Raw genomic sequence first — 13,967 nt, 5'->3', positions numbered from 1 at the left:
CGTCTTATGTAGTTAGCGTTTTATTAATAATATCGATAACCTTTTCTTCTTCCTCATTGATAAAGAAGTGTCCACCCTGGAGAGTCACGATCGTACATGATTGGCTCGTATATTTTCTCCACTGGTTAATATCATCCAATGTTACGAGGTTATCATCATCTCCCGTCAGGACAGTCATATCGATATCCCACGTTTCTTGATCTGCCACCAAAAAATACTCTTCTACATTTTTATAATCACCCCTCAGTACAGGAGTGAAAATTTCCATAAGCTCTTTGTTCTCTGCTACTTCTTTGGGGGTACCGCCAAGCTGTATGATTTCCTGTATGAATTCTTCATCCGGCAAATGATGAATCTTTTTTTTGTCCCGAATATGTGGAGGATGCATGCCAGATAAAAATAGATGCCGCGGCTTTCTCCAGCCATTTTTTCGGATTTGTTTCATGAGCTCACAGATGTAAAGAGACCCCATACTGTGCCCAAACAACGAATACTCGCTGTCTCCAATCTGCTCCATTATGTAGGAGGAAACGTCTTTTACACCGTCGGGCAAGGAAGGGTAACACGGTTCTTTAAAACGCTTTCCTCTCCCCGCCAACTCCACTGGAAGCAGCTCAATTCTTGGGTCCAGCTCTCGTCTCCACTTACTAAAAACAGTGGCCGAACCACCTGCGTAGGGCAAGCAAAATAACTTCATGTAATCAGAGCTGTTATTGTTTTCCACTGCGTTTTCCCCTTTATTCAAACCACTCGTAGTAATAAAACGTCTTGAAGGGCATAGCTTCGCCATCTCGTGTATCGAAGGCGTATACACTACTCCATGTCGTATGACCCCTGACTTATTCTAATGTGCCTAAGCTTCAATAAAATGCATCAGGTTGTTATAAAAGAGGATAAAAAATCCTTCCCATGCATTCATTTCCTTCTGGCAGGAAAGGTTTCATGACAAACAAAATTTAGAAAGATAACTTTTCCCGAATAAAATTACCTTTTTAAAATCTCCGCGCATCTTATCTATCTCAAAATAACAAAATTTCTTTTATCTGGAAAGCTTACAAATATACTACCCCACGCTTCCACCCTTGTCAATGCAATTGACGGACTGTTTCTATTTCTCACACAATACAACATCATTGAAATGGGGATGAAGGATGTGAGTACGAATGTGCATACGAATCACGTACACTAATTAATGAAAGAATCTGATTCCAAGCTTCTACTATACTCTTTTCTTCTTTATCGAGTGAGTAGTTCTTTTGAATATAGTTGCTAGCTTTAATTGACTTTTCCATAAAAATATCGTTGGATTTATTAAACTGCTTGATAGCCCGTTCGACTACAAGTGCGAACTGTAAAACATCCCCATTCGATATGGTGTAACTAAAATCTGGTTGAAAATACTCTCTACCAGCCAAGCCATTGTACCCAATCACGATACAGCCACACGCCATCGCTTCAGCCGCGGGCAAGTAAAATCCTTCTTGCGTTCCGAAACTTAAGAAAATGGATGCTTCTCTGAGGATTCTCGCTACTTCTTTATGAGGCTTTTCGTAAATGGGGGTAAGTTCCCACCCTTTTAAAGCATCTCTGATTTTCAGCATATAGATAATCTGTCGTATGTCGTGAGGGTTTTTCGTGCACATAAAAGCAATTTGTTTCTTTTTCGCAGCTTTATCAAAATAAAACAAGGATGAATCGATGCCGTGTTTGATTCGATAGATGTTTTTGTCAGGAAAACAATGTTTTAAGTAGCTTCTATCATTTTCAGATACAACCAATACGGCCTTTACTTCTTCTTTGTGGTAATAGGACGATAACTTATTTCTTAATAATACGACTGGAAGCGGAAGATTATTGAACGTGTGATAACAACCTTGGTTAAAAATCACTTTATTTCTGACTTGAAATTTTTGTGGAAGGGATGGAACGCTGAACTCGGGGAATACCACGATGTCATTTTCACTTATATCTTCTTTGTGATAGCATATTGGCGTATCGTTCCTAAACCATGAGCAGCGAAATCCCTCTTCTTCATGGTATATATACGAGGGAATCCCGTTTTTATTTAAAACGTTCACATGTTGATAGCCTTGCTTTATACCGCCTATCTCTCTATCAAATTGAAGAGCACCAAATATAAATTGCCATGTCTTTCTGGCTCCTTTACCATGTTCCCGTTTCTACTGCCGTTTTGTAGGCTAGGTCATCCCGACCATCTCTGCTCGATTCAATACCTCTTTCACATGCTGTAAATCTTCAACCGAACGAATGCAACTAAAAATGATATGTTTAATCCCGAAGTCCTTGTATCTACGAAAATAACTTGCTACCTCATCGTAGGAGCCAACCAATAATGGCCCGCGAAAAGCCTTGCCTTGTTCGGTAGGAAAATAAATACGCTCTTCTTCTTCTGTATAAAATCCTGACGCTCTTCCCTGCTTCTTCACAATCTGCATAAATCGCATGGGGACTTCCTCTTTTGCCACTTCGATGGCTTCCTGAGACGTTGGACGTGCGATAATGCCAAGTCGACAACATAATTCCACATGCGAATCATAAAGAATGTCAAAGCTGTTGACAAGCTGAGAGATGGGACTTGCTAATTGAATAGCTACATCAACCGACTGGAGGGCGGCTTTTTGAAATAAGGAGGAGGCCCCTGGCATAAAAATGATCGGTCTCAAATCCTCATCCACTTGCGCAAAGACTTGCAACTCATTGTACGTGTAGTATTTGCCACTGTATGTTAAAGGGTCATTTGACTGAAGTAATGACCGCAATATCTCTATGTATTCCACTAAGCGATCGAAGCGTTCCTCGGCCGGTACAGTATCATTGACTTGCCGAAGCTCGGATGGCGATTGACCAGGTATTAAATTTAGCGCTACTTTGCGCCCGTACAAGTGGACTAGCGAATGTATCATTTTGGCAGCGGAGAACGGAGGAATTGTATTTGGCTGCAATGCGATGATAGGCAGATGATTGTTTGTAGCTTGTAAGGTGCCAGTGGCAACGATCCATGGATCAAGCGTAGTATGCTGATAAAAAAGCAGGGACCCTGCAAACCCATTCTCCTCTAATAATTTTGCGGATTCGTGAATGAGGTGGAGTTGATTGTTGTCATTATAATGAAGCCACATTGGTAAATCTGCATAAAATTTCATATACATTCCCACCTTCCAAATTAAATAGACTCCTGCTTTACTTTCCCCTCTATATAAGTAATCAATTCTTGGATGGTTTGAAAAAGTTCGACATTCAGCATGTCATCTTCAAACTGAAATCCAAATTCATTTTCAACCGCAACCACCAGTCGAATAAATCCAAGCGAGTTAATTCCGACATCTTGTAAGCGGATTTCCTGGGACGAGAAATCAATCCCGCTTTGTTGCAAGTTATCCGGACTAATTTGAAGCTCTTGCATCTGTTTCATGTAGATGTTCACCAATTTTTCTTCGATTTCGTTTTTGGTTATCATACAAATATCCTCCTTTATAAAAAGATTGAAGAAACGCGAAGGTTTAGAGCAACTTCGGTTCGTGTCTGCGCAACAACGTCAAAAGCTTTTCCATCACCATTGCTTCCTGAGCGGCTATTTCATCAAGGTATCTCATGATTTTATGAAGGGTTTCTTCTTCCTGCTGCATATAAAATTTCAGCATAAGATTGCGCGTATTTCGCGCTTTACGCTCTATTTCTGAATAACCCTCATAAATCTGATGGGACGAATTCAGGTAGCTAGTGTTTTCCTGCATATATTTGATGCGGGATACCATCAATCTTTTGTGCTCCCACAAGGTGTGAACGTGACGAACATCAAAATGGGTCTTTCCCTCGAGCAGGTGCTGGTAATAGTCTTGCAGGCACCGATATGTTTCCAAGCCGTAGGCACAATGGTTCCAAGGCTTGGAAACCATGCGAAATCGTGTTGAGGTATTTTTTGAATACAGATACTCTTCTAGCGTTTCCTGAACCAATGTCAAATCAAAATCATACTCTCCCGATTCCTTGTATTTATACAAATAAATGCGATTGCAAACCGCCTGGTGATCAATCTGGTCTATGCTGTCGTAAGCCAATTCAAAGTTTCGGAAGGACACACTCGTCGAAGCAAACGTCTCTTTATCCGTAAAGCCGAGCAATTGAAAGGTTTTCTCCTGAAGATCGACTCCATGTATAAGTACATCGTGAGAGAGATTACTTTTTTGATAGACTTTGCGCTCCGGGATGTAATACTCATCCACATTGAGGTAAACATAGTAGCCGTCCAAAAGACAATCGCGAACAAAATCTACGATATTCCTTTGGACGATGCTCATCGTGCCTCTCTCAAAATGTTCAACGTGAAGCCATGGATTCAACTTGTAGTCATGGATGTAAAAAGTAAACGGGACAGGTGGGTTCGGGCGCTTGTCGAAGCAGACCTGGATGAAATTGCTGTATAACCAAGGCAGGCTTCTTTCGTCCTTTAATACAATACACAGAGGAAAGGCAAAAAATTGATAGCCGAAAATGGGCGGTTGCACAACTGGCAGCATTACACTCTCCACAAGCATCTCCTCTTTTCGTATCGAATTAGGATCAAATCAAACCTACGCGAATAAACTCTTCCTTCTATTCCAAAAAAGGACCGATCATGGAGCAAGTTAGCTGTTTGATCTCCTCAGGTGATCCTTCCGCGATCACCTCTCCCCCTTTGTTTCCTGCACCGGGGCCAAGCTCTATGAGATAGTCGCAATAAGCGAGCACGTAAGGATCGTGCTCAATGAGCAAGACTGAATGCCCGTTCTCTACCAATTTGCCCAGAATGACCAGTAACTTTTCGGTGTCATAATAGCTGAGTCCAACAGTCGGTTCATCCAAAATGTACAGGTAGCTTCCCTTGCTGCCTTTTCCCAGCTCTCTGGCCAATTTTAAACGCTGTGCTTCTCCCCCGCTTAACGTAGTGAGGCTCTGCCCAATGAGGATATATCCCATACCCAGTTCTTCAATCGTGCCCAGCATCTTGCTGATTTTAGCGTGATCGCCGAAAAATTCGTGCGCTTCCGAGATGGACATCTCTAATATGTCGGAAATCGTACGTTCTTTGTACCGTACCTTCATCACTTCAGGCTTGAATCTTTTCCCTTGGCAAGCTGGACATTGGTCGCTAAACACAAGTTGACCCAGCCATCTTTTTATGTAGCCGTGACCATTGCAAACTGTGCATGAGCCTGTCGAGTTAAATGAAAAAGAGCTGCGCGTGAACTGAAGGGCGATTGCCTCCTCTTGTATGGAAAAAATATGCCGAATATGATCCCATACGCCTAAGAACGTTGCTACACAAGAATTCTCATGACGTCGTGCCAGCTTTTGTGTGACCACAATGCATCCATCAATATTTTCGGCGCCTTCCAATTTGGCATCGGCATGCGTATGGACGAAAGCAGTTTCGTGCTCCGCTTCATCTTCTATTACTGTCTTTTGTTTGGTCGCTTTTGCTTTCAAGGAGGCCTGAAGTTTGGGAATGAGCGTATCAATAACCAAGGAGCTTTTGCCACTACCTGATAAGCCACTGACACCCACGATGGCATGCAACGGAATAGAGACGTCGATGTTTTTCAGATTATTCGTGCGCGCATTCTTGATAGACAATGTAGAGGCGTGCGTATCCACACGGCTTGTATATTCTTTACGAGGATGCTTTTTCTCGCGCAAATACTGAGCCGTTATCGAATTAGTCGAATCCAGAAAGTCGGAGTAGTTCCCTTGATAAACAATCGAACCGCCCAGTTGTCCGGCCAAAGGACCAAAGTCCATAATGTAGTCGGCATGCTTGATCACGCTTTCGTCATGCTCTACGACAATAACCGTGTTTCCCTGTTGCTTTAATCGATGAAAGCTTTCGATAATCTTTTCTTTTTCCTTTTCGTGCAAGCCAGCCGTCGGCTCATCAAAAATATAGATGATTGAATCGACCTTTGCTGATAAATGAGACATAATGTGCAGTCTCTGGGTCTCCCCTCCGCTCAGTGTCGGGATTTCTCGGTACAGGTTCAAATAGGACAAGCCTACTGTCTCGAGACAATTCAGTTTACGGAGGATCTCATTGATCAAATGGGTAATAAAGGGGGTATGTGGCCTCGCTGCCAGATAATGCTGGAAAAATGTCGTCAACTCCCCAACATTCATTTGGCAAAGCTGGCCGATATGCTTGTTATTGATGGTGATCGAGAGTGCTTGCTTTCCTAACCGAAACCCCGCGCACCGGGTGCACGGTCGTGTTGTCTGGAGGTCTGCTATTTGCTGCGTGTTGATTTTTTTCAACTTTTCCTCAATGACTACACTGACCCCATAAAAGATCAGGTGACCCTTGCTTTGCGTCCGCTTTGGTCGATAATGCAAGAACGTTTCCTTGGCTTCACGCGATAATTCTATAAAAAGAGTATCCGGGCTCAATCCATAGTGTTTCGTGAAATTTTCCAGCCTTTTGGAAACGTACTCCTTTTCCTCTTTTTTTGGTTGGGGAAATTGGTAGGCGAACTGATGCCAGCGTTCAATCGTTTCATTGGCAGGCGGCAAAATTTTTTCGATGTTTACCTCCGAAACGTATCCTCTCCCCCCGCATGTTGGGCAGGAACCGTGGGGGGAGTTAAACATAAAGATGCCCGGTACATATTCACTTGGTTTTTGCGGATCTGCGACTTCGCCCGCTCGTTGTCCCTCTTGGGCATAAATGATAGCCAGCAAGTTAAGAATACGCGTGACTGAGCCTACAACCGATCGCGGATTCAGATTGCTCACGGTCCTCTGTTGCACGGCAATCGTCGGACTTAGCCCTTGAATCATGTCAAACGAATCATAGTGCAGGACATCATGCGCAATACCCAGCGCCTCCAAATAAATTCGCTGCCCTTCATGATGCAAGGTGTCGAAAATAAAACTTGATTTTCCCGAGCCGCTAACTCCTGTGACTACGATGAACTGATGTTTGGGAATCGTTGTTGTAATGTTTTTTAAGTTGTGGAGCTTTGCGTTGTAGACTTCAATTTGCACCAGTTCCCCATTCCTTCCTGCTGTTCTATGTTTATTTTTCCTGTACGTACTGACTGATGCCTCGCAAGCCCAACTCATAAACGTTGGCCTTCAAGCCGATCACATGTCCGATGGCGTTTTCAAAAAAAATCGATTCCGCATGCCAACCGCCTCTTTCAAAAATGTTGGACATATGCACCTCAATATAGGGAATACCGATGGAGGTCAAAGCATCCAGTATGGAGTATCCGGTTTTGGAATAGCCCGCTGGATTCAAGACCACGCCATCAAGGTCGTGTAGGTGCTGCTGAATAAAGTCTATAATTTCACCTTCATGGTTGGATTGAAAAAAGAGGACATCGACTTGCAATTCGGCAGCCAGCTCACGTAGCCTGTCTTCGATTTGCTTCCACGTGACTGTCCCGTAAAATTGTGTTTCCCGCATCCCGATCAGATTCATATTCGGTCCATTAACAATGGCAATCTTCATATCGTTGATCAGTCTCCCGCCAGGCATGTGCCCTAATAAAATTGATTTTTTGACGGTATCCACAAATCTTGCATCACATCAGCTTTTGGGATGGTAACTACCAGACGCTTTACTTCCTGCAAGAGTTGCGTGACAACATCATGGGCAAATTGGTTACTGTCGTATTCCGCTCGGATCGTTAAGCGTTCCTCTCCCGGGTTTACAAAAATACGCAGCGGAAGGTGAAGCTGACCGACACTGTCACCCTGCAAATGCTTTTGCTCCCCAAGTTCGGAAGCCTGGCTCGTCTGAAAAGGAGATTGGGTATAAACCAAGCTTCTTGTATTGATCAGCGTCTGTAAAAAATCAAGCGGAATCTGCGACCAATAGGTGATTTGCTGCAAAGTAATGTGCTCGTAACGTCTGATTTTCACCAGCTTTTTTTGCAATGCCACAAACCACTCTCTGATGTGGTCTGCCTCGTCGTAGATCAACCGGACTGGCAAGCTATTTGTAAACAATCCGACCATTTTGTCCATTTGATCGATTTCCGGTACTCTTCCCGATGTAATCATTCCGATCATCACATCATGCTTTTCCAACAGCCGCGCTTGCGCCAAACCCCAAGCTCCTAGGACTACCGTATTTATCGTTATTTGGTTTTTTCTGGTAAATTCTCTTACAGTATAGACCTCGTCCTGTGCAAGATCAACACTTTTCACAGCACTGACAAAGGTACTCTGACTGCTTGTGGGAGCCTGCACAAGTTGATCCTGATAACGGAACTGTTGTAGCTCCTCTGTCCAAAATTGTTTGGCTTCATGATCATCTTTTGTTTTTTGCCATTTGACATATTCCAGGAACGGAGTTGCCGGCCTATCTGGTTGGCTGATAAGAGATTCGCCTAGATGATAGTTTCCCCATACTTCTTGCAGAATGATATTCATGCTCCATCCATCAAAAAGCGAATTTTGGTAGGACCATACAAATTGATAGGCGGCCTTGCCGTATTGGATGAGATGAAAACGCATTTGCGGAACCGCATCCACGCTAAAGCTCTTTTGTCGTTCCATCGCAATGAATTCCGTCAAAGCAAGCTTTTGGTCCTCCTCGGAAAGCTCCGTCCAATCCAGCACGTCTATCGATACGTCTACATGCCTTTTGACAAATTGAACTGGATGCGAAATCCTTCTCCATATAAAACCTGTTCGCAACAAAGAATGACGGTTGATTACTTTTTGCCATGCCATCTCGAAAAGATCAAGACGAAGCTCTTCTGCGATCGGAAAGGACAGCAAATTGACGGTGCCTTGTCGTGCATGGATAATATTATGGTTTAAGACCAATAGTTGCATGAAGGAAAGCGGATAAACGCTTTCAACTTCTGCTGCCTCTACTACGTTCATCAAAATTTCCTGATCAGCTTTGTCCACATAGTAATACTGAATGCCCGGGACTTCTGTCGGCATCACTTCCGGGGACGAAGGGTTATCGCGTTCCATGCGAATCTGCTTCGCCAATTCCTCCATCGTCGGATAATCAAAGAGCAATTCAGAGGAAATCTCGATTTGGAGTTCTTTGACACGGGATGCAAATTGGATGGCTATCACCGAATCACCACCCAAATCAAAAAAGTCATCTTGGATACCTATCGGGCTTTTCCCTAGTAGCTCCTCCAAAATTTTGCACAACACAGAGGCAATGTCTTCATACTTTTGTTCGCGCGGCTGCTGCTCTTTTCGATAATCAGTTGCGGGTGGTGCCAATTTCACGAGTGAGGGGTCAGAAGAAAAGCTAGCCAATAGGTTTTCCAGTTGTTGCATTTGGAAAGCATTCAGCGTATAAATGGCATCGTCATGCTGGACGAATTGGTCCCCTTGTTTTATCAAAAGCGTGGATGGGGAACGGTGCTTTTCCTGATGAAGCGTATCCACATGGGAATCGAAGGCGCTGTCAATCCAATAGTATTGTTTCTCAAAGGAGTAGGTTGGCAAAGAGAGCCGTCTCGGGTGCTGTGACGTATGGAAATTTTTCCAGTTGACGTTTGTTTTATACAGCCACAACTGCCCTAATGAGTAAAGCATCGTTTTATAGGCGCTTTCGCTATCTTTTTCAGCAAGAAAGGAATGCAGTAACGGTTCTGATTGGAAGTGTTCATGCTCCGCCAGCAATTCACATCGTTTTTTCCCTGGTCCAATTTCTAAAAAGACAGGCTTTCTCATTTTGGCTAACGTGGGCAAGCCTGCGGACAATTTATCAGGGAAGTTGATCAGCTCTCGCCAATATTCGAGGGATGTCGCTTGTTCCTCGGTTATCCACGTGTTGCTTCTATTCGACAGAAACGGGATGGTCGGTTGGCGTAGGACCATGTCTTCGTGAATATCCCCTCGGAAAAATAGCAGCTTCAAAGCGTCTTCCCAAGCAAAGACGTTTGCGAGACACGCACTGACGTATTCTCCTAGCCAATCCCCAGCCATTGCTTTTGGTGCCACTCCCCAATGCCGCCATAATTGACCTAATGCGTATTCAAGAAGGAATAGCGCAATTGTTCCGTGGAGTGGATCATGCTGAATCATTTCCGCTTGATCCCGATTATGATGATCCGGGTACATCTTCTTTTTTATATCCAGATGAAACAGTCGCTCGACCAGTCGAAAGCCTCGTTCCATCGTTTCCCGAAAGAATGGGATTAGTTGATACAAGTCACGAGCCATATTTACATACTCGGTCCCTTGAGCGGAAAATACGAAGACAACCGATTTTTCTTCCTGTTCTTCTTCCTTCTCCGTTAGAACTAGCGGAAGCTCATTCGTATTGGGCCTCTGCACTTGATGATTGCAAAGCACAATCCCGCGAAACTCGAAGTGCTCTCGGCCTGCTTGAAGTGTGTAAGCTACTTGAGATACGTCTACTTCCGGATTTTCTTTGAGATAGGTCAACATATTCTCGTAGTTTCGCTGTCTGGCTTGACTCGTTTTCCCCGAAACCGTAAGTAAATTCCACTCTTTCCTCTCTTCTTGGGACCGAGTCTCTGGAGCTTCTTCGACAATCACATGAGCATTGGTCCCTCCGATCCCAAAAGAACTGACGCCTGCCACTCTTTTCCTGATAACTGCGTTCCATTTCACCGGGCTCTTATTCAACTGAAATGGACTTCTTTCCAATTCGAGCTGCGGATTAGGATTTTGAAGATGAAGCAATGGCGGGATCGTCTCGTGTTTGATAGCGAGAACTGCCTTGATTAAGCCTGCGATGCCGGAAGCAGTGTTCAAATGTCCAATATTCGCTTTGACAGACCCTATATAGCATGGATCGTCCAGGTCTCGATCTTTGAAAACTTCCTTGAGTGCGGCAATCTCTACCCGATCCCCCAACTTCGTCCCCGTGCCATGCGCTTCCACATAACCGATATCGTGGGGGGTCACGCCCGCAACTTCCATCGCTTCGGAAATCACTTGAATTTGCCCTTCAAATCCAGGAGCGGTATATCCCACTTTTCCTGCCCCGTCATTGTTAATCGCTGATCCGCTAATGACTGCGTAGATATGATCCTTGTCTTGAATCGCTTCTTCCAGCCTTTTGAGCACAATCACACCAACGCCATCACCGAATACCGTTCCTTCTGCTTTTTCATCGAAACAGCGGCAGTGTCCATCCGGAGACTCGATGCCTCCCTGCTTGTACAGGTAGCCATGCTTGCTCAGAAACTGAATGGATACGCCTCCTGCCAAAGCCATATCGCACTCCCCGTTCAGCAAGCTTTGGCAGGCCAAGTGCACACTTACCAAAGAAGAAGAGCAAGCAGTCTGAATGGAAAGACTAGGTCCCGTCAAATTCAATTTGTAAGAGACCCGTGTAGTCAAGAAATCCTTATCATTTGCCACTTCGATTTGTCGATGGTCTAAAATGCGGAGCAAGTCAGTACGACTCACTACATGGGTCAAATATTTATTGGCCCCGATCCCAGCGAAAACGCCAACCGCTCCATCGAATTGTGATAGGCTATGCCCAGCATCTTCCATAGCATTCCATGCGTATTCCAGGAACAAGCGTTGCTGAGGATCAATAATTTCGGTTTCTCTAGGTGTATATTGGAAAAAGGCTGCGTCAAACCATTCAATATCTTGTAATCGGCCACTAGCTCGTACATAATCTGGCCTATCGATCAGAGCCGCGTCTACTCCCGACTCCAGCAATTCCTCTTTTGTGAAAAATTGAATCCCTTCCACGCCGTCGATCAAGTTGTTCCAGTATTGCTGAATATTTTCCGCTCGTGGAAATTTTCCGGCCATTCCGATGATGGCAATTTTCGAACTCAGAACATGATCATTTTCCATTCCGATTTTCCTTTCACAAAAGATGATCGTTAGCTTCGCATGGTTCTTAGTCTTTTCCGCAGTTCTGCTCTTTTTTGTCCAGTTTCAACGCTTGATCTGTTTACAGTATTTTCGTTGATGTGATTCGCCAGTTTTTCAATCGTCGTATATTGGAAAAGGTCCACAATCGACATCTCATGTGACAGTTCCGCTTTGATCATCTCTTGTAATTGAACGATTAGTAAAGAATTTCCGCCAATATCAAAGAAGTTTTCATGAATCCCGATTTTTTGGGAACCAAGCAGCTGTCTCCATATCTCCACCAGCTTTTTATCGACTTCATCTCGAGCTTCCGAAGGAGCTGGGCTGACATCCGTATTTTGGCAATACAGCGCCATTGATTTCCAGTCCATCTTGCCGTTCGGGGTCAATAAAAAATGATCCACATGGAAAAATTGTGCGGGAATCATGTATTCAGGCAGTTTCTTTCTCGCGTATTCCTTTAATTGCCCCATCGGTAGAGGCTTCTCAGCCGTATAGTAGCAAACAATTTTGCTCGTTTCGCCGTCTTTTAAGGTCGTCACGGCAATTTGTTGGAGAGCCGCTATGTCCTTGAGTGCAAGCTCGATCTCACCGAGCTCAATTCGATAACCCCTTACTTTTACCAACTGATCTCTTCTGCCAATAAATTCGATGTTGCCATCTGCCAAGTATCTACCCAGATCACCTGTCTTATAGCAAAGTTGGCCGTTGGCTTGCGGGATAAATGCTTGTCTTGTTTTTTCTTCATCCCGGAAGTAGCCCTTTGTCACATTTAGACCAGCTATGTAGATTTCGCCGATCACACCAGGTGGGCAAAGGTTGTCATATGGATCCAAGATGAAGATTTGATTATTGGCGATCGGTTTGCCAATAAGTACGGCACCATATGGAGAGCCCGTTCCTGGCTCCACCTTGTAACTGGAAATCCAGATCGTCGTCTCTGTCGGTCCATACATGTTGTGGATTTCAGCACGCGGAAAAATTTCCTGTACCTGTTTAGCCAATGTAGAGCTCCACGCTTCTCCACCCAGCATCAAGTATCTGAGTTGATGAAAAACAGAAAGATGTTTGTACTGCTCTTTGTTGTATGTCAGAAAAGTGGAAAGCTGCACCATTAAGCTCGGGACAGAATGCCAGATTGAAACCTGGTTGGCCTCCATATATGCGAGTAATCGGTCCATATCCTTCATACTGTCTTGGGAAACGATGCAAAGTCGACCCCCACTCAGTAATGCGCCGAATATTTCAAAGACGGATATATCAAAACTGATGGAAGTGACCAGCATGAAGACATCATCTGTTCTCAATTGGAATTGTTCGATGCCCCAGGCAAGAAAATTATGAACGTTGGAATGGGTAACCAGTACGCCTTTTGGCTTGCCGGTTGAGCCAGAGGTGTACATGATATACATCCAATCAGATTCATGGCTTTCAGTCGGTGGATTTAGGATGGACAGTTCCTGCTCCCAATCAACAAGATAAGTCTGGTTCACAGCACTTCGCTCAATGGTCGTGCTCAGATTGATGATATCAATCTGTTGGTCCAGTTCGATCCGACCTACCTTCTCCATCAAGCTGTTTTCTGACAACAACAGCTTGGCTCCACTGTTTGCGAGAATATAACTGATTCTCTCTTCCGGATAACTCGGGTCGAGTGGCACATAAGCGCCTCCGGCTTTCAAAATCGCCAAGATGCCAACCACTGTCTGGAGGCCTCTGTCCACGAAAATACCAACCGGCACATTGGTACCGACACCTTTGTTCATCAGCAGCCAAGCGAGCTGGTTGGCCTTTTCGTTTAACGTTTTATACGTCATTTGCCGGTCTTCGAATACTAATGCGATGGCATTCGGTGTTTTTTGCGTCTGGACTTCAAATTGCTTGTGAATCGGCAGTTGATCTTGCCAGTCTACTTGACCACCGTGGAAATGGTGTAGCAGCTCGACTTGCTCTGAATCTGTCAGCAAAGTAATCTCTTTAATTGATATTTCAGGTCGTTCCACAACTTGTGCGAGAATATGTAGGAAAAAGTGTGCAAACTGCCGGATCGTGCTTTCAGAATACAAATCCGAATTGTACTCAAACGAAATCTCGATACGTTGATCGGTTTCTTTTGCGAGGCAGCT

9 protein-coding genes are annotated in these 13,967 nt (G+C 44.3%); all 9 read right to left on the bottom strand.

Features of this window, described 5'->3' with window-relative positions; genetic code table 11:
- Positions 1 to 4: 4 nt before the first annotated feature.
- Positions 5 to 697 (bottom strand): thioesterase II family protein, encoded by a 693-nt coding sequence (locus HP568_RS25835; protein WP_254551524.1) that lies wholly within the window; start codon positions 695 to 697, stop codon positions 5 to 7.
- Positions 698 to 1,130: 433 nt separating this feature from the next.
- Entirely contained in the window at positions 1,131 to 2,078 is a 948-nt protein-coding gene (locus HP568_RS30190) for a glycosyltransferase (RefSeq protein ID WP_173630607.1), read from the bottom strand.
- Positions 2,079 to 2,198: 120 nt separating this feature from the next.
- A complete protein-coding gene (locus HP568_RS25825) occupies positions 2,199 to 3,164 on the bottom strand; it encodes an LLM class flavin-dependent oxidoreductase (RefSeq protein WP_173630606.1) in 966 nt (321 codons plus the stop codon).
- Between the two features lie 20 nt (positions 3,165 to 3,184).
- Entirely contained in the window at positions 3,185 to 3,478 is a 294-nt protein-coding gene (locus HP568_RS25820; protein WP_048033101.1) for an acyl carrier protein, read from the bottom strand.
- A 43-nt stretch (positions 3,479 to 3,521) separates the two neighbouring features.
- Entirely contained in the window at positions 3,522 to 4,556 is a 1,035-nt protein-coding gene (locus HP568_RS25815) for a hypothetical protein (protein WP_217366783.1), read from the bottom strand.
- A gap of 58 nt (positions 4,557 to 4,614) precedes the next feature.
- A complete protein-coding gene (locus HP568_RS25810; RefSeq protein ID WP_173630604.1) occupies positions 4,615 to 7,035 on the bottom strand; it encodes an excinuclease ABC subunit UvrA in 2,421 nt (806 codons plus the stop codon).
- Between the two features lie 31 nt (positions 7,036 to 7,066).
- Positions 7,067 to 7,504 carry a type II 3-dehydroquinate dehydratase gene (locus HP568_RS25805; RefSeq protein ID WP_173630603.1) on the bottom strand — a complete coding sequence of 146 codons (438 nt, stop codon included), beginning with the start codon at positions 7,502 to 7,504 and terminating at the stop codon, positions 7,067 to 7,069.
- A 32-nt stretch (positions 7,505 to 7,536) separates the two neighbouring features.
- A complete protein-coding gene (locus HP568_RS25800; protein ID WP_173630602.1) occupies positions 7,537 to 11,820 on the bottom strand; it encodes a type I polyketide synthase in 4,284 nt (1,427 codons plus the stop codon).
- Between the two features lie 29 nt (positions 11,821 to 11,849).
- Positions 11,850 to 13,967: non-ribosomal peptide synthetase (locus HP568_RS25795; RefSeq protein ID WP_173630601.1), on the bottom strand; the 2,118-nt coding region annotated here is incomplete at its 5' end.

It is taken from the genome of Brevibacillus sp. MS2.2 (assembly GCF_013284345.1).
Taxonomy (GTDB): domain Bacteria; phylum Bacillota; class Bacilli; order Brevibacillales; family Brevibacillaceae; genus Brevibacillus; species Brevibacillus brevis_C.
Note: the sequence above shows the minus strand (reverse complement) of the source record. Positions and strands in the feature narration are given on the sequence as shown.